21 protein-coding genes and 1 pseudogene are annotated in these 22,980 nt (G+C 71.5%); 15 read left to right on the top strand and 7 right to left on the bottom strand.

Annotation, left to right across the window (positions count from 1 at the left end; all coding sequences use genetic code 11):
• Positions 1-235: 235 nt before the first annotated feature.
• Positions 236-652, bottom strand: a complete 417-nt coding sequence (locus BLU79_RS36115) for a spore wall synthesis regulator SsgD (RefSeq protein ID WP_093910218.1) — start codon at positions 650-652, stop codon at positions 236-238.
• Between the two features lie 272 nt (positions 653-924).
• Between BLU79_RS36115 and BLU79_RS36110 the strand changes: the two genes are divergently transcribed.
• Together BLU79_RS36110 and BLU79_RS36105 are read left to right on the top strand one after the other, a co-directional pair.
• Positions 925-2,028 carry a WD40/YVTN/BNR-like repeat-containing protein gene (locus BLU79_RS36110; RefSeq protein WP_093910217.1) on the top strand — a complete coding sequence of 368 codons (1,104 nt, stop codon included), beginning with the start codon at positions 925-927 and terminating at the stop codon, positions 2,026-2,028.
• A 45-nt stretch (positions 2,029-2,073) separates the two neighbouring features.
• Entirely contained in the window at positions 2,074-2,400 is a 327-nt protein-coding gene (locus BLU79_RS36105; RefSeq protein WP_093910216.1) for a plasmid stabilization protein, read from the top strand.
• 3 nt (positions 2,401-2,403) lie between these two features.
• Here BLU79_RS36105 and BLU79_RS36100 read toward each other — a convergent pair whose 3' ends face one another.
• A complete protein-coding gene (locus BLU79_RS36100; RefSeq protein ID WP_093910320.1) occupies positions 2,404-2,700 on the bottom strand; it encodes a YciI family protein in 297 nt (98 codons plus the stop codon).
• A 62-nt stretch (positions 2,701-2,762) separates the two neighbouring features.
• Between BLU79_RS36100 and BLU79_RS36095 the strand changes: the two genes are divergently transcribed.
• Both BLU79_RS36095 and mmpA read left to right on the top strand, forming a co-directional pair.
• Positions 2,763-3,452 (top strand): endonuclease V, encoded by a 690-nt coding sequence (locus BLU79_RS36095; protein WP_093910215.1) that lies wholly within the window; start codon positions 2,763-2,765, stop codon positions 3,450-3,452.
• A 91-nt stretch (positions 3,453-3,543) separates the two neighbouring features.
• Positions 3,544-3,690 (top strand): morphogenic membrane protein MmpA, encoded by a 147-nt coding sequence (gene mmpA / locus BLU79_RS36090; RefSeq protein WP_177001315.1) that lies wholly within the window; start codon positions 3,544-3,546, stop codon positions 3,688-3,690.
• Positions 3,691-3,751: 61 nt separating this feature from the next.
• Here mmpA and BLU79_RS36085 read toward each other — a convergent pair whose 3' ends face one another.
• Complete coding sequence (locus BLU79_RS36085) at positions 3,752-4,933, bottom strand: saccharopine dehydrogenase family protein (RefSeq protein WP_093910214.1); 1,182 nt, start codon at positions 4,931-4,933, stop codon at positions 3,752-3,754.
• 92 nt (positions 4,934-5,025) lie between these two features.
• Here BLU79_RS36085 and BLU79_RS36080 point away from each other — a divergent pair.
• The 7 genes and pseudogenes from BLU79_RS36080 to BLU79_RS36050 all read left to right on the top strand — a co-directional run bounded on the left by BLU79_RS36080 (position 5,026) and on the right by BLU79_RS36050 (position 14,530).
• Positions 5,026-5,431, top strand: a pseudogene (locus BLU79_RS36080) (MmcQ/YjbR family DNA-binding protein).
• A gap of 109 nt (positions 5,432-5,540) precedes the next feature.
• Positions 5,541-6,752: a CaiB/BaiF CoA transferase family protein gene (locus BLU79_RS36075; RefSeq protein WP_256333587.1), complete on the top strand. Its 1,212-nt coding sequence runs from the start codon at positions 5,541-5,543 to the stop codon at positions 6,750-6,752.
• Positions 6,749-7,891: an acyl-CoA dehydrogenase family protein gene (locus tag BLU79_RS36070; RefSeq protein WP_093910213.1), complete on the top strand. Its 1,143-nt coding sequence runs from the start codon at positions 6,749-6,751 to the stop codon at positions 7,889-7,891. Before BLU79_RS36075 ends, BLU79_RS36070 begins: the two co-directional genes overlap by 4 nt.
• A gap of 21 nt (positions 7,892-7,912) precedes the next feature.
• A complete protein-coding gene (locus BLU79_RS36065) occupies positions 7,913-9,127 on the top strand; it encodes an acetyl-CoA C-acetyltransferase (RefSeq protein ID WP_093910212.1) in 1,215 nt (404 codons plus the stop codon).
• Between the two features lie 34 nt (positions 9,128-9,161).
• Positions 9,162-11,342 (top strand): 3-hydroxyacyl-CoA dehydrogenase NAD-binding domain-containing protein, encoded by a 2,181-nt coding sequence (locus BLU79_RS36060; RefSeq protein WP_093910211.1) that lies wholly within the window; start codon positions 9,162-9,164, stop codon positions 11,340-11,342.
• 101 nt (positions 11,343-11,443) lie between these two features.
• On the top strand, positions 11,444-13,072 hold the full coding sequence (locus BLU79_RS36055) for a thiamine pyrophosphate-binding protein (protein WP_093910210.1): 1,629 nt from the start codon (positions 11,444-11,446) through the stop codon (positions 13,070-13,072).
• A gap of 711 nt (positions 13,073-13,783) precedes the next feature.
• Positions 13,784-14,530 carry an IclR family transcriptional regulator gene (locus BLU79_RS36050; protein ID WP_093910209.1) on the top strand — a complete coding sequence of 249 codons (747 nt, stop codon included), beginning with the start codon at positions 13,784-13,786 and terminating at the stop codon, positions 14,528-14,530.
• 39 nt (positions 14,531-14,569) lie between these two features.
• On the opposite strand, the gene BLU79_RS36045 is transcribed toward BLU79_RS36050, so the two are convergent.
• The 3 genes from BLU79_RS36045 to BLU79_RS36035 all read right to left on the bottom strand — a co-directional run bounded on the left by BLU79_RS36045 (position 14,570) and on the right by BLU79_RS36035 (position 18,241).
• The gene (locus BLU79_RS36045) at positions 14,570-16,045 is read right to left on the bottom strand and encodes a sugar ABC transporter ATP-binding protein (protein ID WP_093910208.1); all 1,476 of its coding nucleotides are present in this window, start codon (positions 16,043-16,045) and stop codon (positions 14,570-14,572) included.
• Between the two features lies 1 nt (position 16,046).
• Positions 16,047-17,114, bottom strand: a complete 1,068-nt coding sequence (locus tag BLU79_RS36040) for a sugar ABC transporter substrate-binding protein (RefSeq protein ID WP_093910318.1) — start codon at positions 17,112-17,114, stop codon at positions 16,047-16,049.
• 107 nt (positions 17,115-17,221) lie between these two features.
• A complete protein-coding gene (locus tag BLU79_RS36035) occupies positions 17,222-18,241 on the bottom strand; it encodes an ABC transporter permease (RefSeq protein WP_093910207.1) in 1,020 nt (339 codons plus the stop codon).
• A 153-nt stretch (positions 18,242-18,394) separates the two neighbouring features.
• On the opposite strand from BLU79_RS36035, the gene BLU79_RS36030 reads away from it, so the two are divergent.
• Positions 18,395-19,120 (top strand): SDR family NAD(P)-dependent oxidoreductase, encoded by a 726-nt coding sequence (locus tag BLU79_RS36030; protein WP_093910206.1) that lies wholly within the window; start codon positions 18,395-18,397, stop codon positions 19,118-19,120.
• Here the strand turns inward: BLU79_RS36030 and BLU79_RS36025 are convergent.
• Positions 19,097-19,819, bottom strand: coding sequence for a MerR family transcriptional regulator (locus BLU79_RS36025; RefSeq protein ID WP_093910205.1), 723 nt, complete (start codon positions 19,817-19,819; stop codon positions 19,097-19,099). The genes BLU79_RS36030 and BLU79_RS36025 overlap by 24 nt on opposite strands.
• Before the next feature lie 218 nt (positions 19,820-20,037).
• Between BLU79_RS36025 and BLU79_RS36020 the strand changes: the two genes are divergently transcribed.
• The 3 genes from BLU79_RS36020 to BLU79_RS36010 are packed head-to-tail and all read left to right on the top strand — an operon-like array spanning position 20,038 to position 22,973.
• Entirely contained in the window at positions 20,038-21,504 is a 1,467-nt protein-coding gene (locus tag BLU79_RS36020; RefSeq protein ID WP_093910204.1) for an amino acid permease, read from the top strand.
• Positions 21,505-21,564: 60 nt separating this feature from the next.
• Positions 21,565-22,053 (top strand): macro domain-containing protein, encoded by a 489-nt coding sequence (locus BLU79_RS36015; RefSeq protein ID WP_093910203.1) that lies wholly within the window; start codon positions 21,565-21,567, stop codon positions 22,051-22,053.
• A complete protein-coding gene (locus BLU79_RS36010; protein WP_177001314.1) occupies positions 22,050-22,973 on the top strand; it encodes a PfkB family carbohydrate kinase in 924 nt (307 codons plus the stop codon). Before BLU79_RS36015 ends, BLU79_RS36010 begins: the two co-directional genes overlap by 4 nt.
• Positions 22,974-22,980: the final 7 nt, after the last annotated feature.

Raw genomic sequence — 22,980 nt, 5'->3', positions numbered from 1 at the left:
GAGACACCGGCGACCACGGGGAGGCCTCGGGAGGGCATGAGAAAAGCCCTGTGTCCGGAGGACGGCTCGAACGCCGAGGTCGCACGCTGCGCACACACCTCAGGTGTGTGACGCGGTGTCTCAGGACCTCAGACGAGCAACGTCCTTCTCCAATCGACGGCAACAGGACCGTGTTACACGGTAGGAGGGGGCTATGAGGGTGTCAACGTAATTAAAGGGGGCCCGGCGGAATGCCTCAGCAGGCGTCCCGCATCAGCTCCGCCAGGTCGCGGTCCAGGTCGAGCTGGAGGTGCTCCAGGCCGAGGGGCACCAGCTCGCTCGTGGACTGCAGGAAGCGGCGGGCCTCGCCGGTGCGGATGTGCACGACCGCGGTGCCCTCGGGGGCGTGGAACTCCAGGACCGTACGGTCGAAGCCGTACGGCCGCACCCGGACGTCGCCGTGCCCCTGGGGCTCCTCCAGGCCGGCCAGGAGCAGCTCGCGGCTGAAGGTCCAGCACACCTCCACGCCTTCCAGGGTGGCGGGGGCCGGGAAGGTCATGCGGACGGCGAACGGGTCGCGCCGGTCGTAGTGAAGGGTCGCGGGAATGCTCGGCATCCGCGGCGCGGCGGCGACCAGGCGGGCCTCTACGGGCTGCTCGATGACGGTGGACAACGCCTTGCTCCCTTGTGACGGCTGGACGAACGTCCGGGCGGATGAGACCGGGCACTGGTAGAGACGACGGAATCAGCCAATCCGTGCACACGAATGGCGAGTGACCTCCGTCACCGCCTTCATGCACGGGAGTGGGGCGTTCGCCCTCCCGCGACCGGAAAGTCGCATGCGGTCGCCTGGCTCCCCCAGTCTCCTCCTGTCTCCTCCTGTTTTTCCTGTGGTCGTCGTGGCCGTCTGGACGGCACCGCGGCGGTGGGCTAGCTTCGCCCGCCATGAGGCGTTCGGGGAGCACGCGACGGTCGGGGTATACGTTTCGGACAGTGGCCGCGGGGGTGGCGTGCGGGGCGGCGCTGGCCGCGCTGACGGCCGTACCCGCGCAGGCGCACGAGGCGGAGCGCCGGGCGCCGCACTGGGAGCTCAAGGACAGCGGCACGCCCGAGGTGCGGTTCCGGGGGCTCTCCGCGGTCAGCCGGAACACCGCCTGGCTGGCCGGAACCGCGGGCACGGTCCTGCGCACCACCGACGGCGGGGCGACCTGGCGCAACGTCTCACCGCCCGGCGCCGCCGAGCTGCAGTTCCGGGACGTCGAGGCGTTCGACGCGCGGCGTGCCGTGGTGCTGGCCATCGGGGAGGGCGAGGCGTCCCGGGTGTACCGCACGGACGACGGCGGCGCGACCTGGACCGAGTCCTTCCGCAACACCGACGCGCGGGCCTTCTACGACTGCATGACGTTCTTCGACCGACGGCACGGACTGGCGATGAGCGACCCGGTCGACGGCAGGTTCCGCATCCTGTCGACGAGCGACGGCGGCCGCTCTTGGAAGGTGCTGCCCAGCGACGGGATGCCCGCCGCGCTGGAGGGCGAGGCAGGCTTCGCGGCCAGCGGGCAGTGCCTGGTCCGCTCCGGGCCGAAGGACGTCTGGCTGGCCACCGGCGGAGCGGCACGCGCGCGCGTGCTGCACTCTGCCGACCGAGGGCTGACGTGGACCGTGGCCGACACGCCGATCCCGGCCGGCGACCCGGCCCGGGGCGTCTTCGCCCTCGCCTTCCGCGACCGCACACACGGCCTCGCGGTCGGCGGCGACTACCGCCCCGACCAGGCCTCACCGCAGGCAGCCGCCCGTACCGGCGAGGCGGGCACCACCTGGCAGCCCGCCGCGACACCGGTGACCGCCTACCGCTCCGGAGTCGCCTGGCTCCCGCACAGCCGCACCGCCGCCCTCGCGGTCGGCCCCACCGGCACCGACCTCACGACCGACGCCGGCCGCACCTGGCGGACCGTCGACACCGGCTCGTACGACACCGTGGACTGCACGCCGGACCTGGGCTGCTGGGCCGCGGGGGAGAAGGGCCGGGTCGCGCGGCTGGAGCGCTGAGCCGAATGTGGGTACTCGGGCGCCGGCCGAGAGGAGTGACCCCCCATGCCACGCGGTTCGAGCCCCAAGCGGGAACGCCAGTACGAGCACATCAAGGAGAGCGCCCAGGACCGGGGCGAGAGCGCCGAGCGGGCCGAGGAGATCGCCGCGCGGACGGTCAACAAGGAGCGCGCCCGCTCCGGTGAGTCGAAGACCGCGAGCCGTACGTCCACCCAGGACATGTCGTCCGGCAAGCGCGGCGGTCAGCGGTCGGGCAAGGGATCCCAGGGCCCCACGTACGACCAGCTGTACGAGGAGGCCAAGCGGCGCAACATCCACGGGCGTTCGGACATGAACAAGACCCAGCTCAAGCAGGCGCTGGGCGGCAAGTGACGGTCAGGCAGGTGTCTCGCGGTGCCGCGTGAGCTCCGGCGCCGTCTTCGTGGCGGCGAACTCGGTGATGCGGTACGCGCAAACGCCGGCGCCGACGAACGGATCGGTCGCGGCGATCTCCTCGATCCGGGCCCGGGTCTCCGCGACGGCGATGATCACTCCGCCGTCACGGGGGTTCTTGCGCCCGGACGCGAGGAACACCCCCTGCTCGTACTGCTCGTCGAGCCACGCCACATGCGCCTCCAGTACGGCGTCGACGGCCTCGATCGGGGCGGTGTAGGTCAGCTCCAGCACGAACATGATCACCAGCCTACCCCTGGCCCCCCGGCGGCCGGCTTTGTCCCCGTACGCTCGTGCCCACCATGACGACCGTACAGATTCCCGCGGGCTGGCCCGCGACCGAGGAAGAGGCCCGCGCCGTTCAGGACGAGCTGCGGGAACGGGTGGTGCTCGACGAGCCGGGGCCACCGCCCGGAACCGGTCACGTGACCGGAGTGGACGTGGCCTACGATGACGAGCGCGATGTCGTCGCCGCCGCGGCGGTCGTCCTCGACGCGGCGACCCTGGACGTCGTCGCCGAGGCCACGGCGGTCGGCCCGGTCTCCTTCCGGTACGTCCCCGGCCTGCTCGCCTTCCGGGAGATCCCCACGGTCCTGGCCGCGCTCGACGCCCTGCCCTGCCCGCCCGGACTGGTCGTGTGCGACGGCTACGGCCTCGCCCACCCCCGCCGCTTCGGCCTCGCGAGCCACCTCGGCGTCCTCACCGGCCTGCCCACGATCGGCGTCGCCAAGAACCCGTTCACCTTCACCTACGACGACCCGGACGCACCGCGCGGCTCCTCCGCCCCGCTGCTGGCGGACGACGAGGAGGTCGGCCGCGCCCTGCGGACCCGGGACGCGGTCAAGCCGGTCTTCGTCTCGGTCGGTCACCGGGTGACCCTCGACAACGCCTGCGCGCACACGCTCGCGCTGAGCCCCGAGTACCGGCTTCCGGAGACCACGCGCAGGGCGGACGCGCTGTGCCGGAGTGCGCTGCGGGAAGCGGCTCCGTGAGGCGGCTCGTTGAGGCGTGCGTGATCTGAGTACCCGGACTGAGTACCCGTACGGATGTGAGTACGTCACGCTGCCCGGCAGGCTGGGCCGCATGACGACGCACCGCTCCCCGAAGCCCCTCGCCGACCCCGACCGCCCCATCGAGCGCGCCGTGACGGCCGCGCTCGTTCTGGCCACCCTGGCCGGGCTGGGCTGGATCGTCGGGATGATCTACACCATCGCCGGGTGGCCGCTCTAGCAGCGGACGGGGCGCGGCGGCCGCTCCGGCAGCGGCCGGAGCGGGGCTCCGCAGGATCGGTTCAGCGGGTCGCGGCCACCCGGAAGGTGAGCCCCGCTCGGCGCAGTCGCTCGATCAGCGCGTCTCCCATCGCGACCGCCGTCGTGACCTGCCCGGCCGTAGGGGGCAGGTCGTCGAAGGCGAGGGACAGTGCCGACTCGGCGAACATCTTCGCCGTCTCGCCGTAGCCGGGGTCACCGCCCGCGACCTCGGTGAACACCCGCCGTCCACCGCCCTCGCCGACGAAGCGGACCGAGAACCAGCTCTTCGCGCGCTTCTCGGGGCCCGGCCCCTCGCCGGGCTTGAGCCGGTCGGACAACCAGTGCCGGGCGGGCGGCAGTTGAGCGGCCGTGAAGAGCGCGCCCATCGCCGCGACCCCGCCGACCGCGACGGGCAGATGCCGTACGGCGGCGTAGTGGCGGTAGCGGAAGTCGGGGCCGTAGCGCTCCAGGGCCCTCGCGGAGCGCTTGACGATCTGCGGGTCGATCGTCGGCAGCGGCACCGCCCAGGCGCCGACCTCCTTGGCGAACCGGGGCGTGCCCGTCGGCGCCAGCGCCCGGCGCCCCATCAACCGGGGCTCGTGCCGGGCCCGGTCACGTGCGGCGGCCAGCATCTGCCGCCCACGCGAGAACTGGTTGAGCGCCGACGCGAAGGTACCGCCCGAGAAGGTGGCGTCTGCGGTCACGAACCCGTCCACCGTGAGCGGGACGTCCTCCGGCAGCTGCTGGACCGTGAAGTACGCACCCAGGTCGTGCGGGACGGAGTCGAAGCCGCAGGCGTGCACCAGCCGTGCGCCCGTCTCACGCGCGCGTGCGTCGTGCAGGACGTACGTCCGGTCCACGAACTCCGGCTCACCGGACAGGTCGAGATAGTCGGCACCGGTGTCCGCGCAGGCGGCGACGAGATCCTCGCCGTACTTCACATAGGGGCCCACCGTCGTGGCCACCACGCGCGCGTGCTCGGCGAGACGACGCATCGAGGCCGGATCGGCGACGTCAGCCTCCAGCAACCCGATCCCCTCACCGCCGCCGGGCAGCGACGCGCGCAGCAACTCCAGCTTCTGGCCGCTGCGCCCGGCGATCGCCCAGCGCAGCCCCTCGGGCGCGTGCGCGGCGAGGTACTCCGCGGTGAGCGCTCCGACGAAGCCCGTGGCTCCGAAGAGCACGATGTCGTACGGACGATCCGTCCTGCTCAGCCTGCTCATGACACCCCTCGGTTCCGCACCACGCGCCGTTGTCGGTGGCCGAGGCTAGCGTGAGGTGTGCGGAGCCCGACGACGAGCCCGGAGGTAGTGCGGTGGCCGTGCCCAGGAATGCCCTGAAGAAGTGGGAGAAAGTGCGCGAGTTCGCGCTCGGGCTGCCGGGTGCCACCGAGGCCGCGCGGCGGAGCCGCATATCGATACAGCCCGTGGGGCGAGACGGTCGCGAAGGTCAACAAGAAGGTGTTCGTCTTCCTCGGCGTGGACGACGGCAGCTATCCGCTGGGCATCACCGTGAAGCTCAAGGACGAGTCGGCGCACGCCCACGCCCTGACCTGCCCGGGCGCCGAGCCCGCCGGATACGGCCTGGGCAAGTCGGGCTGGGTGAGCATCCCGCTGGAGCAGAAGGGCGCCCCGGCGGCGGAGCTGCTGTGCGACTGGGTGGAGGAGAGCCACCGGGTGATAGCGCCGAAGCGACTGACGGCGGAGCTGGACGGACGCTGACCGGTCGGTAAATTGGCTAAGCGCTTGCTCGCTCAGGCCTTGTGCCTGTCGGGGCACGTTCATAGCATCACTGGTGTTACATCAGTTGTGTCACGCCAATGGGGGCTGGATGACAACGGCAACGACGCCCGGGCACGGCCCGCTCACCGGCGTGCGCGTGGTCGAACTGGCCGGGATCGGGCCCGGCCCGTTCGCGGCCATGCTCCTCGCCGACCTGGGGGCCGACGTCGTGCGCGTGGACCGGCCCGGCGGCACGGGGCTCGCGATCAACACCGCGTACGACATCACCAACCGCAACAAGCGCTCGGTGATCATCGACCTGAAGTCTCCCGACGGCGCGGCCCGCGTCCTCGACCTGGCCGCTCACGCCGACATCCTCATCGAGGGCAACCGCCCCGGCGTCGCCGAGCGCCTCGGCGTCGGCCCGGAGGCCTGCCACGCCCGCAACCCCGGGCTGGTCTACGGCCGGATGACCGGCTGGGGCCAGGAGGGGCCGCTCGCCGACCGCGCCGGTCACGACATCGCGTACATCGCGCTCACCGGCACCCTCGGCATGATCGGCAGCCCCGACGAGCCACCGGCCGTCCCCGCCAACCTCGTCGGCGACTACGCGGGCGGCTCCCTCTACCTCGTCGTCGGCGTCCTCGCCGCGCTCCACCACGCGCGCGCGACCGGCACCGGCCAGGTCGTCGACGCCGCCATCGTCGACGGCACCTCCCACCTCGCCGCGATGATCCACGGCATGCTCGCCGCCGGCGGCTGGCAGGACCGGCGCGGCGCCAACCTGCTGGACGGCGGCTGCCCGTACTACGGCACCTATGAGACGGCCGACGGGAAGTACATGGCGGTAGGTGCGCTGGAGCCGCAGTTCTACGACGAGTTCCTGGGGCTCCTCGGCATCACGGAGTTCGCCTCCGCCCGCAAGGACTGGTCCCGCTGGGGCGAGCTGCGCGAGGCCGTCGCCGCCCGCTTCAAGTCCCGTACGCGGGACGAGTGGACGGCCGTCTTCGAGGGCACCGACGCCTGTGTGGCCCCCGTCCTGTCCCTGCGCGAGGCCCCGCACCACCCGCACCTCGCCGCCCGCGGCACCTTCACCGACCACGGCGGCATCACCCAGCCCGCCCCCGCGCCCCGCTTCTCGGCCACCCCCACCGCCGTACGCACCGGCCCCGCGCAACCGGGCGCCGACACGGCGGAGGTGGCCCGCGACTGGGACGTACCCGACCTCCTGAAGGGCACCGACTCGGACGGCCCGGCAATGAAGGGCCCTGAAGCGAACGGCCCTGAAACGAACGGCCCCGCAACGAAGGACCTCCCATGAAGCGCCAGATCTTCGCCCCCGAGCACGACGCGTTCCGCGAGACCGTGCGCAGCTTCCTGGCCAAGGAGGTGCTGCCGTACTACGAGCAGTGGGAGAAGGACGGCATCGTCTCCCGCGACGCCTGGCGCGCGGCAGGCAGGCAGGGCCTGCTCGGCTTCGCCGCGCCCGAGGAGTACGGAGGCGGCGGCACCGTCGACTTCCGCTACAGCGCCGTCCTCGCCGAGGAGTTCACGCGCGCGGGCGCGCCCGGACTCGCCCTCGGCCTGCACAACGACATCATCGGCCCGTATCTGACCGGCCTCGCCACCGACGAGCAGAAGCGCCGCTGGCTGCCCGGCTTCTGCGACGGCACCCTGATCACGGCCATCGCCATGACCGAGCCCGGCGCGGGCTCCGACCTCCAGGGCATCCGCACCCACGCGGAGGACCGCGGCGACCACTGGGTGCTGAACGGCTCCAAGACGTTCATCTCCAACGGCATCCTCGCCGACCTGGTGATCGTCGTCGCGAAGACGACCCCCGAGGGCGGCGCCCACGGCCTGTCCCTGCTCGTCGTCGAGCGCGGCATGGACGGCTTCGAGCGGGGCCGCAACCTCGACAAGATCGGCCAGAAGGCGCAGGACACGGCCGAGTTGTTCTTCCACGACGTACGCGTGCCCAAGGAGAACCTCCTGGGCACGCTCAACGGCGCCTTCGTGCACCTGATGACGAACCTCGCGCAGGAGCGCCTGAGCATCGCCGTCTCCGCGATCGCCGCCGCCGAACACCTGCTGGAGATCACCACCGAGTACGTCAAGGAGCGCGAGGCCTTCGGCCGGCCGCTGGCGACCAAGCAGCACATCCGCTTCGAAGTGGCCGAGATGGCCACCGAGTGCGCCGTCACCCGCACGTTCCTCGACCGCTGCATAGCGGATCACGCGAACGGGGAGCTGGACGCCGTCCACGCGTCGATGGCCAAGTGGTGGGCGACCGAGCTCCAGAAGCGGGTCGCCGACCGCTGTCTGCAGCTGCACGGCGGCTACGGCTACATGAGCGAATACCCGGTCGCCCGTGCCTTCACCGACGGCCGCATCCAGACCATCTACGGCGGGACGACCGAGATCATGAAGGAGATCATCGGCCGTTCCCTGCTGGGCTAACCCTCACTGAAAGGCTTGCTTGTGAGCACCGAAGCGTACGTGTACGACGCGATCCGCACCCCGCGTGGCCGCGGCAAGGCGAACGGCGCCCTGCACGGCACCAAGCCCATCGACCTGGTCGTCGGACTCATCCACGAGATCCAGGGCCGCTTCCCGAACCTCGACCCGGCCGCCATCGACGACATCGTCCTCGGCGTCGTCGGACCGGTCGGCGACCAGGGCTCCGACATCGCGCGCATCGCCGCCATCGCCGCCGGACTGCCGGACACGGTCGCGGGCGTGCAGGAGAACCGCTTCTGCGCGTCGGGCCTGGAGGCCGTGAACATGGCCGCCGCCAAGGTCCGTTCGGGCTTCGAGGACCTCGTCCTCGCGGGCGGTGTCGAGTCCATGTCCCGCGTCCCGATGGCCTCGGACGGCGGCGCCTGGTTCAACGACCCGATGACCAACCTCTCCGTCAACTTCGTGCCGCAGGGCATCGGCGCCGACCTGATCGCCACGATCGAGGGCTTCTCGCGCCGCGACGTCGACGAGTACGCGGCGCTCTCGCAGGAGCGGGCGGCGACGGCCTGGAAGGAGGGCCGCTTCGATCGCTCCGTAGTCCCGGTGAAGGACCGCTCAGGCCTTGTCGTCCTCGACCACGACGAGCACATGCGCCCCGGCACCAGCGCCGACTCCCTGGCCAAGCTGAAGCCGTCCTTCGCGGACATCGGCGACCTGGGCGGCTTCGACGCCGTCGCGCTCCAGAAGTACCACTGGGTCGAGAAGATCGACCACGTCCACCACGCGGGCAACTCCTCCGGCATCGTCGACGGCGCCTCGCTGGTCGCGATCGGCAACAAGGAGATCGGCGAGCGCCACGGACTCACCCCGCGCGCGCGGATCATCTCCGCGGCCGTCTCCGGCTCCGAGCCCACGATCATGCTCACCGGCCCCGCCCCCGCCACCCGCAAGGCACTCGCCAAGGCCGGGCTGACCATCGACGACATCGACCTCGTCGAGATCAACGAGGCGTTCGCGGCGGTCGTCCTGCGCTTCGTGCGGGACATGGGCCTGTCCCTGGACAAGGTCAACGTCAACGGCGGCGCGATCGCCCTCGGTCACCCGCTCGGCGCGACCGGCGCGATGATCCTCGGCTCGCTCGTCGACGAACTGGAGCGCCAGGACAAGCGGTACGGCCTCGCCACGCTGTGCGTGGGCGGCGGCATGGGCATCGCCACCATCGTCGAGCGCATCTGACCCCCTCCCGACGGATCACACGGAGCATCTCCACATGAGCACTGAGTCCACCACCATCCGCTGGGAGCAGGACCGTTCGGGCGTCGTCACCCTCGTCCTGGACGACCCCAACCAGTCCGCGAACACCATGAACCAGGCGTTCCGCGACTCCCTCGCCGTGGTCGTCGACCGCCTGGAGGCGGAGAAAGACACCATCCGCGGTGTCATCATCACCTCCGCCAAGAAGACCTTCTTCGCCGGCGGTGACCTGCGCGACCTGATCCGCGTCACCCCCGAGACCGCGCAGGACCTGTTCGACGGCGGCATGGCCATCAAGCGCAACCTGCGCCGTATCGAGATCCTCGGCAAGCCGGTCGTCGCCGCGCTGAACGGCGCGGCCCTCGGCGGCGGTTACGAGATCGCGCTCGCCTGCCATCACCGCATCGCCCTCGACGCGCCCGGCTCCAAGATCGGCTGCCCTGAGGTCACCCTCGGCCTGCTGCCCGGCGGCGGCGGTGTCGTCCGCACCGTCCGCCTGCTCGGCATCGCCGACGCGCTGCTGAAGGTCCTGCTCCAGGGCACCCAGTACAACCCGCAGCGAGCCCTGCAGAACGGCCTGGTCGATGACGTGGCCGCCACCCAGGAGGAGCTGCTCGCCAAGGCCCGCGCCTTCATCGAGGCCAACCCCGAGTCGCAGCAGCCCTGGGACAAGCCGGGCTACCGGATCCCCGGCGGCACCCCCGCCAACCCCAAGTTCGCGGCGAACCTGCCCGCCTTCCCGGCCAACCTGCGCAAGCAGACGAACGGCGCCCCCTACCCGGCCCCGCGCAACATCCTCGCGGCCGCCGTCGAGGGCTCCCAGGTCGACTTCGAGACCGCGCAGGCCATCGAGGCCCGCTACTTCGTGGAGCTGGCGGCGGGCCAGACGTCCAAGAACATGATCCAGGCGTTCTTCTTCGACCTCCAGGCCGTCAACTCGGGCGCCAACCGCCCCAAGGGCATCGAGCCGCGCAAGGTCCGCAAGGTCGCCGTCCTCGGCGCCGGGATGATGGGCGCGGGCATCGCCTACTCGTGCGCCCGCGCCGGCATCGAGGTCGTCCTGAAGGACGTCGCGCTGGAAGCCGCCGTCAAGGGCAAGGGCTACTCCGAGAAGCTGTGCGCCAAGGCGGTCTCCCGGGGCCGTACGACGCAGGAGAAGGCCGACGCGCTGCTGGCCCGCATCACGCCGACGGCCGACCCGCAGGACGTGGCCGGCTGCGACGCGGTGATCGAGGCCGTCTTCGAGAACCCCGAGCTCAAGCACAAGGTGTTCCAGGAGATCCAGGACATCGTCGAGCCGGACGCGCTGCTGTGCTCCAACACCTCGACGCTCCCGATCACCGCCCTCGCCGAAGGCGTGGAGCGCCAGGCCGACTTCATCGGGCTGCACTTCTTCTCGCCCGTCGACAAGATGCCGCTCGTCGAGATCATCAAGGGCGAGCAGACGGGGGAGGAGGCGCTGGCCCGCGCCTTCGACCTGGTCCGGCAGATCAACAAGACGCCGATCGTCGTGAACGACTCCCGCGGCTTCTTCACCTCCCGGGTCATCGGCCACTTCATCAACGAGGGCGTGGCGATGGTCGGCGAGGGCGTCGAGCCCGCGTCCGTCGAACAGGCGGCGGCGCAGGCGGGCTACCCCGCCAAGGTCCTCTCCCTGATGGACGAGCTGACGCTCACCCTGCCGCGCAAGATCCGTAACGAGTCCAAGCGGGCCGTGGAAGAGGCGGGCGGCACCTGGACGTCGCACCCCGCCGAGGGCGTCATCGACCGCATGGTGGACGAGTTCGGCCGGACCGGCCGCAGCGGCGGGGCGGGCTTCTACGAGTACGGCGAGGACGGCAAGCGGGCCGGGCTGTGGCCGGGCCTGCGGGAGCACTTCACCAAGCCGGGGCACGAGATCCCGTTCGAGGACATGCAGGAGCGCATGCTGTTCTCGGAGGCGCTCGACACGGTCAAGCTGGTGGAGGAAGGCGTCCTGACCTCCGTCGCCGACGCCAACATCGGCTCCATCTTCGGCATCGGCTTCCCCGGGTGGACTGGCGGCATCCTCCAGTACATCAACGGCTACGAGGGTGGGCTGCCCGGTTTCGTGGCACGCGCGCGTGAGCTGGCCGAGCGTTACGGGGAGCGGTTCACGCCGCCCTCGCTGCTGGTGGAGAAGGCGGAGAAGGGCGAGACGTTCACGGACGGCCGTTGACGTATCGCTGAGCGACACGCGGTTCTTGCCCTCGCGGGGCGGGGCCACCGACGCTGACGGGAACACCCGTCGCACGGTCCCCGTCCCCACGAGGAGCCCCCATGGGATCCCGCCCCGCCCTCGCCCTGCTGGACATCCTGCGCGGCGAGGGCGTGGACCGCGTGTTCGGCAACCCCGGCACCACCGAACTGCCCTTCCTGGCCGCGCTGTCGGAGACCGAGGACGCCCCCGAGTACGTCCTCGGCGTCCACGAGGGATCCGTGGTCTCCATGGCCGACGGCTACGCACGCGGCACCGGCCGCCCCGCGTTCGTGAGCCTGCACATCGCGGCCGGCCTCGCCAATGGCCTGATCGGCCTGCTCAACGCCCGCCGCTCCCGCACCCCCCTCGTGGTCATGGCGGGCCAGCAGGACCGTCGGCACCTCCAGCAGGACCCGATGCTCTCCGGCGACCTGACCGCCCTGGCCGCCCCCGCGGTGAAGGCGACGTACGACATCCAGCACGCCCGTGACCTCCCACTCGCCCTGCGCCGCGCCTTCGCGCTGGCCGTACGGCCGCCCGCCGGGCCGGTGTTCCTCTCCGTCCCCATGGACCTGCTCGGCGAGGCCACCGAGACCGAGGTCCCGGCCCGCACCCCCGCTCCCGCACCGGGACCGGCCCCGGGCCTCGAACGCGCCGCCCTCCTGCTCGGCGACGCCGCCCGCCCCGCGATCGTCGCCGGCGACGGCGTGGGCCGCGAGGACGCCCTCGGCGCGCTCGTGCGCACGGCGGAGGCATGCGGCGCGACGGTCCACCTCCAACCGATGGCCGACTGCCTGAACTTCCCGACCACGCACCCCCTGTACGCCGGGATGCTGGCCCCGCGCCACGACGCCATCCGCACCGCGCTCGCCGCCCACGACACCGTGCTGATCGCCGGCGCGCACGCCTTCACCCCGCACCACTACACCCCCGGCCCCGCGCTGCCGCCCGGCCTCACCGTCGTACAACTCGACTCCGACCCGGACGAGATCGGCCGCAACTTCCCCGTCGACACCGGACTCGTCGGCGCCCTCGCGCCCTCCCTGCACCGTCTCGCCGCACTGCTCCGCGACCGCGTCACCGACCACACCGCCAAGGCCCGCATCCTGCGCGCGGGCGAACGGCACGCCGCCGACCGCGACCGCGCCGAGTCCGCGGCCCGCGCCGCGTACTCCAAGGCCCCGCTCGCCCCCTGGGCCGCCGCCCACGCCGTGGCCCGTGGGCTGCCGCCCGACGCCGTGGTCGTCGAAGAGGCCATCACCGTCGGCCTGCTGCTACGCCGTCTCGTCCGCCTGGACCGCCCCGGCAGCTACACCCACACGGTCGGCGGCGGCCTCGGCTGGGGCATCGGCGCCGCCGTCGGCCGCGCGCTCGCCGAACCCGGGCGGCCGGTGGTCGCGGTCCTGGGCGACGGTTGCACGATGTTCGGCCTGCAGGGGTTGTGGAGCGCCGCCCGCCAGGCCGCGCCGGTCCTGTACGTGGTGATGAACAACGGCGCCTACCGCACCCTCCAGGACACCTACGACGCGATGGGCGGGCAGGGCATCTGCCCCGGCACGGAACTGGGCCCCCTGGACTTCGCCCAGGCCGCGGGCTTCTTCGGCGTCGACGCGACCCGAGCGGAGAGCGCCACCCACTTACGCGAACTGGTCGCCCACGCGGGGGCGTTGACCCGCCCGCTCCTCGTCGATGTGCCGCTGCGCTCGTGACGGAGGACTCGGGTGTCTGGGGTGACGAAGCGCGTGCCTGTGGCGCCGGCCCCGTGTCTGCGGCGCTGACGCGCACTTCTGGCGCCGGCTCTTGTGTCTGAGGCCCCGACGCGTACTTCTGTGGCGCCGGCCCCTGTGTCTGTGGCGCCGACCCGCGCGTTCGTGACACCGATGCTCGCGGCTGTGGCGCCGACCGCCGCGTTCGTGAGACTGACTCACATCGCTGTGACGCCGGCCTGTACGTCCGTGGCGCCGACCCACGTGTCCGTGACAACGACCCCCGCGTCTGCGACGCCGACTCGCGCGGTGCCCTGCACCGAACCCCCGCGCCCGTGACGGTTGTCCGCGCGTTCGTGAAGCCGACTCCCGTGCCTGCGACGGAGGTTGCCGTGCCTGTGACGGTCGTCCCGGCGCCTGTGACGGTTGTCCGCGTGTCCGTGAAGCCGACCCGCGTGCCCGCGACGGTCGTCCCCACACCTGTGACGGTCGTCCGCGCGTTCGTGAAGCCGACCCCCGTGCCCGCAACGGCGGTCCCTGTGCCAGCGACACCACCTCCGGCGCCAGCGACACCACCTCCGGCGCCCGCCACGCCAACCTCCGCGCCCGCGAGTCCAACTCACCCCAGCCGCCAAAGCCACCCACACCCCCACGCCGCCGACTCACAGCGACCCGCACCTTGTCACCGCACCCACCAGCCCCCACCATCGGTCCATGACGGACGGCCCGCTGCCCAAGTCGGTGCTCGCGCGCGGCGCGGCGCTGCTGCGTGCCTGTGGTGACTGCGATACCGCCCTGACCCTTGCCGAACTCGCCCTGCGCACCGGACTGCCCAAACCCACCGCGCACCGGCTCATCGGCGAGTTGGTCCGGCTCGGCCTGGTCGAGCGCACGCCCGAGGGTGCCTATCGCATCGGGCTGGGCCTCTTCGTCCTCGGCCAGTCGGCGCCGTCCGTGCGCGAACTGTGTGACGCCGCGCTGCCGTATCTGGGCGATCTGCACGACGCCACGCAGGAGAACGTGCACCTGGCCGTCCCGGACGGCACCGACACCCTGTTCCTGGAGAAGGTCACCGGTCGCCGCGCCACCCCGATCGTCTCCCACACGGGGGGCCGCCTGCCCGCCCACTGCACCGCCACCGGCAAGGTGTTCCTCGCGCTCACCCAGAACCCGCGCCCACCGCACCGCACGCTGCCCCGCCTCACCCCGCGCACCCTCGTCCTGCCCGGCCAGCTCGCCCGCGACCTCGCCCTGACCCGGGCCCGCGGCTACGGCGTCAACCTGGAGGAGGCCGAGGTCGGCGTCTCAGCCGTCGCCGCGCCCGTCTACGCACACGGCCCCCAATCCCGCCCGGTCGCCGCGATCTCCGTCACCGGCGGCACCCGACGCCTCGACGTGGACCGCCTGGGCGCCCGGGTGTGCGCGGCAGCACGGGCACTGACGCGGACGCTGTCGGCGTGAGGGCTGGTTCAGCCTGAAGGTGGGTCAGCTGAGGGTGGGTCAGCCTGAGGGCGGGTTCGACACCCCCCGCTGCATCGCCACCGCCAACACCCGCTCCGTCAGCCGCCCCCCGCTCACCTCCCCGGTGATCCGGCCGCGCACGAACACCAGCACCCGGTCGCACACCTCCGTCAGTTCGGCGAGATCCGTGGACGCGATCAGCACCGCCGCCCCGCCCGCCGCCAACTCGCCGACGATGCGGTGCATTTCGGCCCGTACGCCGACGTCGACACCCCGGGTCGGATCGTCCAGCACGACGATCCTCGGCTCGGTCGCCAGCCACTTGGCGAAGACGACCTTCTGCTGGTTGCCGCCGGACAACCGGGCCACCACGTCGTACGGGCCGCCGCGCAAGCGCAGACGTTCCGTCAGATCGGTCGCCCTGCACACCAGTTCGGCACGCGACGGTGCGAAGCCACCCCGCCCCAGCCCCAGCCAGCTCACCGCCGTCGTGTTCTCCCACACCGTGCGGTCCGTCATCAGCCCGTACCGCTTGCGGTCGCTCGGCACGAAGGCGACGCCCGCGCGGATCGCGTCGCGCAGGGAGCGCGGCAGCCCGCGCCCGCCGACGTCCACGCGGCCCGCCGAGATCGCCGTACGGCCGCACACCACCTCCAACGCGTTGAGATGCCCGGCGCCTTGAAGCCCCGCGACCCCCACCACCTCGCCCGACCGCACCGTGAACGTCACGTCCGCCAACCGGCCGGGCACGCTCACCCCGGACAGCACCACCGGCGGCGGCAGGTCCACCACGGCCCGCGTCCGGCGCACCGGCTGCTCCGGGCGGCCGCCCAGCATCGCCGTCACCAGCTCGGGCACGTCGACCTCCGCCCGGCGCACCCCGGGCAGCGCGACCCGCCCGTCGCGCAGCACCGTCACCCGCTCCGCGAAGCGCATCACCTCCTCCAGGAAGTGGGTGACGTAGAGGACGGCGATACCGCGCCCGGTGAGGGTGCGCAGGACCCGTTCGAGGCGGTCGACGGCGGCGGCCGGCAGAGCGGACGTCGGCTCGTCGAGGATCAGGAGCCTCGGGGTGCGGAGCAGGGCTCGCGCGATCTCGGTCAACTGCTGGTCGGCGAGCGGGAGTTCACCGACCTCCGTGCCGAGATCCGCGTCCAGCCCCAACTCGGCCAGGACCGGTCGGGCCGCCCGGTCCATCGCGCCCCGGTCGAGCAGGCCGAGGCGGCGCGGGGGACGGTTCGGGAAGAGGTTCTCCCGGACGGTGAGGTCGGGGAACAGGCTCAGCTCCTGGGAGACGGTGGCGATCCGGGTGTCCGCGGCCGACCGCACCACCCCCTCGTCCGCCGTCAGCGCACCCGACAGGATCCGCACCAGCGTCGACTTGCCCGCACCGTTCTCGCCGACCAGCGCGTGCACCTCGCCGCCCCGCAGCCGTATCCCCGCCCCGTCCAGGGCGCGGACGCCGCCGTACGACTTGACCAGGCCCTGCGCCACCAGGATGTCGCCGTACGTCATCTCAGCGTGCGTCCTTCAAGGGGCGCATGTTCCTCTCCTGGTCGCCGAGCAGCTTGTCGATGGTCGGCTTGTACCAGTCGTACGCCGCCTCCGGGGACTTCTGCCGGGTGATGATCTCGTCGATGTTGGAGGAGTCGACGACCCCGCCGGGGGACAGGAACCAGCCGTCGGGCAGCTTGCCGTCGTTGTCGCGCACCGACTCGATCAGGATCGCCGTGGAGAGGTAGCCCTTGAGGAAGTGCTGCGGGTCGATGGCGACGAAGTTGGAGCCGTCCTTGACCGCGTCGAGGGTCTTCGGGTCGACGTCGAAGCCGGCCGTCAGCCACGTGCCGTTCTTCTGTTTCTTGATCTTGGCGAGGTTGTAGCTGTCGGCGTCGCCGACGCCGAGGAAGGCGAGCGCGTTCGGGTGCGCGTTGACCTGCGAGGACCAGGAGCTGTAGTTCTGGCCGGGATCGCTGTACGTCTGGAAGGGGCCGACGATCTTCACCTTCGGGGCCTCCTTCTTGAAGGTGTCGGCGATGCCCTGCGCCCGGCTGTCCAGCACAGGCGTCCCCGGGTTGGGCACGCCGATGGCGACCTCGCCCTTCGGGTCGTCGCCCAGCCGCTCCAACGCCTCCTTGGCCATCAGCTCGCCCAGCGCGTAATTGTCGTTGCCGACATAGAAGTTCACCTTGCTGCCGTCGGTGGGGGAGGTGTCCAGGGCGACGATCGGGATGCCCTTGTCCACGGCCCGGGCGGCGGGGCGGGTGAAGATCGGCGGGTCGAGGTTCTCCAGGACGATGCCGTCCTTGGCGGTGGTGGTGAGGTTCTGGAAGAGCTGCACCTCGGCAGGTCCGTCGGTGTTGGGCGGGCCGACCGCCTGGAAGTCGACGTTCTTGGCGTGCGACGCGGCGCTCTCGGCGCCGAGCACCATCTCGTGGGCGAAGTTCAGCGAGATGTTGGCCACCGCGATGCCCATCTCCAGCTTGCCGCCCTCGCCGCCGGCGCCGTCGCTCTCGCCGCACCCGGCGGCACCCAGCAGGACCAGGACGCCGAGTGCGGCGGCCACCGTACGGGATCGGGAGTGCATCAGGTCCTCCAAGGGGGCGGCTCACAGGGGCGGTTCGGCGGCGGCCTACGGGGTTCACAGGAACGCTCATACACGGCGCAGGAACGCTGTTTCACGGCACAGAACGCTCATTCACGGCGGCGTCCGGTCCGGCGCAGCGCGCTGTCCGCCGCGACCGCGAGGAGGATCACCCCGCCGGTCGCGAACGACGTCCAGTTGATGGGGACTTCGAAGAACACCAGCCCGGCGGCCACGACCGACAGGATCATCGCCCCGGCCACCGCACCGACCACCGAGCCACGTCCGCCGGCCAGTGGGGTGCCGCCGATGATGCAGGCGGCGATGGCCTGCAACTCGTAGCCCTGGCCCAGTGTCGGGTCACCGGCGCCGTAGAAGGCCAGCGCGAGCGTGGCGGCGCAGGCCGTGGTGAACCCGGACAGCGCCAGGGCCTGGATCCGGGTGCGGACGACCGGGATGCCGCTGAACGCGGCGGCGTCGGGGTTGGACCCGATCGCCCGCACCCGCGCCCCGAACCGGGTGCGGGCCAGCACCACGGCCAACACGGCGACGACCGTGAGCAGGACCCACAGCGCGAACGGGACCCCGCCTGGATCCCCGCCCGCGAACGTGAAGAACGAGTCGTCCAGCGGCAGATCCGTGATCTGCTTGCCGTCGGCGAGCGCCAGCCCGACACCCCGGTACAGCATCAGCGTGCCCAGCGTGACGATGAACGACGGCAGCGCCAGCAGCGTCGTCACCAGCGCGTTGAAGACGCCCAGCACGATGCCCGTGAGCAGCACCACCGGCACCGCCGGCCAGGGCGGCATGCCCTCGCGCACCAGCAGGGCCCCGACGACCAGGCACATCGCGTAGGTGCCGCCCACCGACAGGTCGACCTCGCGCATGGCCAGCGCGAACACCATGCCGCACGCCATCAGGGAGATGTAGACCGAGTTGTGCGCGGTGGACAGCAGGTTGTCGGTGTCGAGGAAGTCCGGGTACGGAATCCCGATCGTGGCGATCAGCAGCCCCAGCACGAGCAGCACCCCGAGCTCGTCCCGCACCAGCCGACGCGGCATCGACCGCCGGGTCCTGCCCTTCTCGGGGGTGCGCGAGGCGTCGTCCACGGCACGCTCGGTCTCGGTCATCGGGCACGGCTCCCGTACGTACGGCCTGCGCCGGTGCGGCGCCGGGGGTGTCGACCCGCAGCGTCGGCCCCGCGGGGCCGGGCGGCAACACAGGCGTTTCAGCGAGTGGAATGCGCCCTTGCCCAGCGGCTGACGGGTCATCACACTCGCCCCATGGAGACGCGTACCGCCCTGGTGACCGGAGCGGCACAGGGCCTCGGACAGGAGTTCGCCGTCGCGCTCGCCGGGCGCGGCTACCGGGTCGCCGGCCTCGACCTCGCGCCACAGCCGCAGACCGCCGGAAAGATCCTCGACTACATGGAGTTGACCGCAGACGTCACCGACGAGAGCCAGGTGTGCCGGCAACTGGAGCGCGTCATCGACCGGTTCGGCACTCTGCACGTCGTCGTCAACAACGCGGGCGTCTACCCGGCGAAGCCCTTCGAGGACACGTCGGTCGAGGAGTGGCGCCGCATCATGCGCGTCAACCTGGAGGCACCGTTCCTGGTGGCCAAGGCCGCGCTGCCGTATCTGAAGGCGGCCGGGTGGGGCCGGATCGTCAACATCGCCTCGGCGGCCGTGCTCACCGCACCGCCCACGATGGTCCCGTACGTCGCCTCGAAGATGGGCCTGATCGGCTTCACCCGCTCGCTCGCCGCCGCCCTCGCGCCGTACGACATCACCGTGAACGCGATCGCGCCCAGCATGGTCCGCACCGCCACCGCCGAGCGCACGGTGGGCGCGGACGGCGGCTTCGCGCACGTCCGTGACCGGCAGGCCGTGCGCAGGACCCAGGAGCCGTCCGACCTGGTGTCGACCCTGCTGTACGTGGTCGACGAGGGCAGCGGCTTCCTGACCGGGCAGACCCTCAACGTGTCAGGCGGATCCGCCTTCCTCTGAGTCCGTCAGCCATTCGTGCAGTTCCTCCTTCAGCGACCGCTGAAAGGTCGTCAGCAGGGCCTGCATGACGATGGGTTGCATATGGGCGGACAGGGACTTCACGTCCTGCGCGGCGCGTTCCGACACCTCGCCCCTGAACAGCTGCGACAGCTCGTGCGCCGCCGCGCGCGAGTGCTCGATCAGGACCTTCCGTGCGGAGAGGATCGCGTCCTGGGACAGCGGCACGTCGAGAAGCCGGACGCCGAGCCTGAGCAGCCCGAGGTCGACACGGTACGAGCCGTCCTCGTGCCGTACGACGTTCATCGCGCCCAGCCGCTCGATGTCGTCGTCACCCAGAGCCCGCCCCGCCCGCCGCTCCAGCTCCTGGCGCGTCACCGTCTCCACGGTGTCCGGCGCCCAGGAGGCGACGACGGCCCGGTGGATGGCGAGGTCGCGCACGCTCAGGTCCGTCGGCAGCTGCTGCACGTACCGCTCGATGGCGGCGAGCGTCATCCCCTGCTGCTGCAGTTCCTCGATGAGCGCGAGCCGGGCCAGGTGCTCCTGCCCGTAGTGCCCCACCCGCCGGGGACCGATCTCCGGCGGCGGCAGCAGCCCCTTGGTGCCGTAGAACCGGACCGTGCGGACCGTGACACCCGCCCGTGCGGCCAGCTCGTCGATCGTGAGGGTCGGCTCCCCGACGTCGGTGGGTTCGATCGTCATGTGCAGCAGTATCGCTGTCTCACCAATGGTGTGAAACCTCTGTCACACCCTGGATGACCATGTGAGATGTCCCGCTCTGTGACCTGTACCACCGCGTGACGGTGGAATTCCGGGGAAGGTGGCCCCTTGGTCTGTGCCTTTACGGAAGGCGCAGGCCATACGTACGTCCGGACACCCGAGCGCGACCCGCTCGGGCGCACCAGAGAGTGGTACCACCCGTGAGCAAGGACGCCGTGAACACGGCCGTGGCCGCACCCCGTACCGACGCGGCCCAAGTGCCCGCGGACGCGGGCGACGCCGGTTACAGCAAGGACCTCAAGGCCCGCCACGTCAACATGATCGCCATCGGCGGGGCCATCGGCACCGGCCTCTTCCTCGGCGCCGGCGGCCGCCTCCACAACGCGGGCCCGGCGCTCGCGATCGCCTACCTGGTCTGCGGCATCTTCGCCTTCTTCGTGGTCCGGGCGCTGGGCGAGCTCGTCCTGTACCGCCCGTCCTCCGGTTCCTTCGTGTCGTACGCGCGCGAGTTCCTCGGCGAGAAGGGCGCGTACGTCGCGGGCTGGATGTACTTCCTGAACTGGTCGACGACCGGCATCGCCGACATCACCGCGATCGCGCTCTACACGCACTACTGGAGCCTGTTCACCGAAATCCCGCAGTGGGTGCTCGCCCTGATCGCCCTGGCGGTGGTCCTGGCGGTGAACCTGATCTCGGTGAAGATCTTCGGCGAGATGGAGTTCTGGTTCGCGATCATCAAGGTCGCCACGCTCGTCGCCTTCATGTTCGTGGGCATCTTCCTCCTCGCCACCCAGCACGAGGTCGGCGGCCAGACCCCCGGCCTGAGCGTGATCACCGACAACGGCGGCGTCTTCCCGCACGGCATGATGCCCGTCGTCCTCGTCATGCAGGGCGTGATCTTCGCGTACGCCGCGCTGGAGCTGGTCGGCGTCGCCGCGGGCGAGACCGCCGAGCCGGAGAAGATCGTCCCGCGCGCGGTGAACTCGATCATGTGGCGGGTCGGCCTCTTCTACGTCGGCTCGGTGGTCCTCCTGGCCCTGCTCCTCCCCGGCTCGGTCTACTCGGCCGATCAGAGCCCCTTCGTCACGGTCCTGTCGAAGATCGGCGTCCCGGCGGCGGGCGACGTGATGAACCTCGTGGTCCTCACGGCGGCGATGTCCTCCCTCAACTCCGGCCTGTACTCCACGGGCCGTATCCTGCGCTCGATGGCGATGGCGGGCTCGGCCCCGAAGTTCACGGCCCGTATGAACCGCAGCCAGGTCCCCTACGGCGGCATTCTGCTCACCTGCGCGGTGTGCGTCCTCGGCGTCGGCCTGAACTACCTCATGCCCAGCCAGGCCTTCGAGATCGTGCTGAACGTCGCCTCTCTCGGCATCATCTCCACCTGGGTGATCATCATGATCTGCCACCTGGTCTTCGTCCGCCGCGCCAAGGCGGGCCTGCTGGCCCGGCCCTCCTTCCGCCTCCCCGGCAGCCCCGTCACGGAGATCGCCACGATCGCCTTCCTGCTGGCCTGCCTGGGCATGATGTGGAACGACCCCGAGGTCGGCCGCAAGACCCTCCTGCTGATCCCGGTGATCGCGGCGATGCTCGTCGGCGGCTGGTACGCGATCCGGCGCCGGGTCGCGAAGGCGGAGGACCAGGAGCTGACCGAGCTCACGAAGTAGTCCCGAGCTCACGAAAGCAATTCCGAGGCCGTTGTCAGTGGCGGCCTCTACGGTGGCGTCATGTCGGAGATCACTTACATCCGGGGTGACGCCACCGTTCCGTCGGTGAAGGGCGTCAAGGTGATCGCCCATGTCTGCAACGACATCGGGGGATGGGGGAAGGGCTTCGTCCTGGCCATATCGCGCCGCTGGCCGGAACCGGAGAAGTCCTATCGCGCGTGGCACCGGGAGCGCGCCTCGAACGACTTCGGGCTGGGCGCGGCCCAGTTCGTCCAGGTCGAGCCGTACGTCTGGGTGGCCAACATGGTCGGGCAGCGGGGCATCCGTACGGGCAGCAAGGGCGTGCCCGTGCGCTACGAGGCGATCGACGCGGCGCTGGAGCGGCTCGCGGACAAGGTCATCGAACTCGGCGCGACCGTGCACATGCCCCGGATAGGCTGCGGGCTGGCCGGAGGCACATGGTCCCGCGTCGAGCCGCTGGTCACCGATCGGCTGGTGCGGCGGGGCATCGCCGTCACCGTCTACGACCATGGGGAGGGCGGGAGTTGAGCCGCGACATCGACGTGCTCGTGCTGGGCGGCGCCGGGGTGGACACCATCGTGTACGTCCCCGAGCTGCCGCTCCCGTACGCCGACAGCTACATGATCGACTCGGGCATCCGCACCCGCGCCGGGCAGACCGGTGACTTCGTAGCCGTAGGCCTGAGCGCCCTCGGCCTGCGCACCCACCACCTCGACATGCTCGGCGACGACCCCGAGGGCGACCTCGTCCGTGCCCTGCACAGCGAGCGCGGCATCGCGCTCACCGCCGTACCGCAGCCCGCCGGCACCAAGCGCGCCGTCAACCTCGTCGGTCCCGACGGCCGGCGCCTGTCCCTGTACGACACGAGCCGCTCCCAGCCCGACGACCGGCTCCCGGAGCCCACGGTCCGGGACCTGGCCGAGTCGAGTCGGCACGCGCACGTGTCGATCACCCAGCCATGTGCCCACGCCCTGCCCGTGCTGCGCGAGGCCGGCGTGAGCATCTCGACCGACCTGCACGACTGGGACGGCGAGAACCCGTACCACGAGGCGTTCGCCTACGCCGCGGATGTGGTCTTCCTCTCCGCCGCCGCCCTGACGGACCCCGAGCGCACCATGCGCCACATCGTCGAACGGGGCCGCGCCGAGGTCGTCGTCGCGACCGCGGGCGCGCAGGGCGCGTATCTGCTGGCCGACGGCGAGCTGACCCGGATACCGACGGCAACGCCGCCCGCCCCGGTGGTGGACACCAACGGAGCGGGCGACGCCTTCGCCGCCGCTTTCCTCTTCGGCCGACTGACCGGCGAGCCACCGCGCCGGTGCGCCCTGTACGGCGCGGTGGCCGGCGCCCACGCCTGCACGGTGCCGTCGACGGAGACGGACGCGATCGGACGGGACGAACTGCTCGCGCGTGCGGCCGAGCCGAAGACGGCGGCCGACACCCACTAAGCCGTCA

Source organism: Streptomyces sp. cf386 (assembly GCF_900103585.1).
In the GTDB taxonomy this organism is placed as follows: Bacteria; Actinomycetota; Actinomycetes; order Streptomycetales; family Streptomycetaceae; genus Streptomyces.
Note: the sequence above shows the minus strand (reverse complement) of the source record. Positions and strands in the feature narration are given on the sequence as shown.

Excerpts from the sequence above, each read along its gene's own strand:
- BLU79_RS36085 (WP_093910214.1), bottom strand. The coding sequence starts at position 4,933 with ATGAGCAGGCTGAGCAGGACGGATCGTCCGTACGACATCGTGCTCTTC.
- BLU79_RS36110 (WP_093910217.1), top strand. The coding sequence starts at position 925 with ATGAGGCGTTCGGGGAGCACGCGACGGTCGGGGTATACGTTTCGGACA.
- BLU79_RS36060 (WP_093910211.1), top strand. The coding sequence starts at position 9,162 with ATGAGCACTGAGTCCACCACCATCCGCTGGGAGCAGGACCGTTCGGGC.
- BLU79_RS36050 (WP_093910209.1), top strand. The coding sequence starts at position 13,784 with ATGACGGACGGCCCGCTGCCCAAGTCGGTGCTCGCGCGCGGCGCGGCG.
- BLU79_RS36040 (WP_093910318.1), bottom strand. The coding sequence starts at position 17,114 with ATGCACTCCCGATCCCGTACGGTGGCCGCCGCACTCGGCGTCCTGGTC.
- mmpA (WP_177001315.1), top strand. The coding sequence starts at position 3,544 with ATGACGACGCACCGCTCCCCGAAGCCCCTCGCCGACCCCGACCGCCCC.
- BLU79_RS36045 (WP_093910208.1), bottom strand. The coding sequence starts at position 16,045 with ATGACGTACGGCGACATCCTGGTGGCGCAGGGCCTGGTCAAGTCGTAC.
- BLU79_RS36095 (WP_093910215.1), top strand. The coding sequence starts at position 2,763 with ATGACGACCGTACAGATTCCCGCGGGCTGGCCCGCGACCGAGGAAGAG.
- BLU79_RS36035 (WP_093910207.1), bottom strand. The coding sequence starts at position 18,241 with ATGACCGAGACCGAGCGTGCCGTGGACGACGCCTCGCGCACCCCCGAG.
- BLU79_RS36070 (WP_093910213.1), top strand. The coding sequence starts at position 6,749 with ATGAAGCGCCAGATCTTCGCCCCCGAGCACGACGCGTTCCGCGAGACC.
- BLU79_RS36030 (WP_093910206.1), top strand. The coding sequence starts at position 18,395 with ATGGAGACGCGTACCGCCCTGGTGACCGGAGCGGCACAGGGCCTCGGA.
- BLU79_RS36105 (WP_093910216.1), top strand. The coding sequence starts at position 2,074 with ATGCCACGCGGTTCGAGCCCCAAGCGGGAACGCCAGTACGAGCACATC.
- BLU79_RS36025 (WP_093910205.1), bottom strand. The coding sequence starts at position 19,819 with ATGACGATCGAACCCACCGACGTCGGGGAGCCGACCCTCACGATCGAC.
- BLU79_RS36015 (WP_093910203.1), top strand. The coding sequence starts at position 21,565 with ATGTCGGAGATCACTTACATCCGGGGTGACGCCACCGTTCCGTCGGTG.
- BLU79_RS36055 (WP_093910210.1), top strand. The coding sequence starts at position 11,444 with ATGGGATCCCGCCCCGCCCTCGCCCTGCTGGACATCCTGCGCGGCGAG.
- BLU79_RS36100 (WP_093910320.1), bottom strand. The coding sequence starts at position 2,700 with ATGTTCGTGCTGGAGCTGACCTACACCGCCCCGATCGAGGCCGTCGAC.
- BLU79_RS36075 (WP_256333587.1), top strand. The coding sequence starts at position 5,541 with ATGACAACGGCAACGACGCCCGGGCACGGCCCGCTCACCGGCGTGCGC.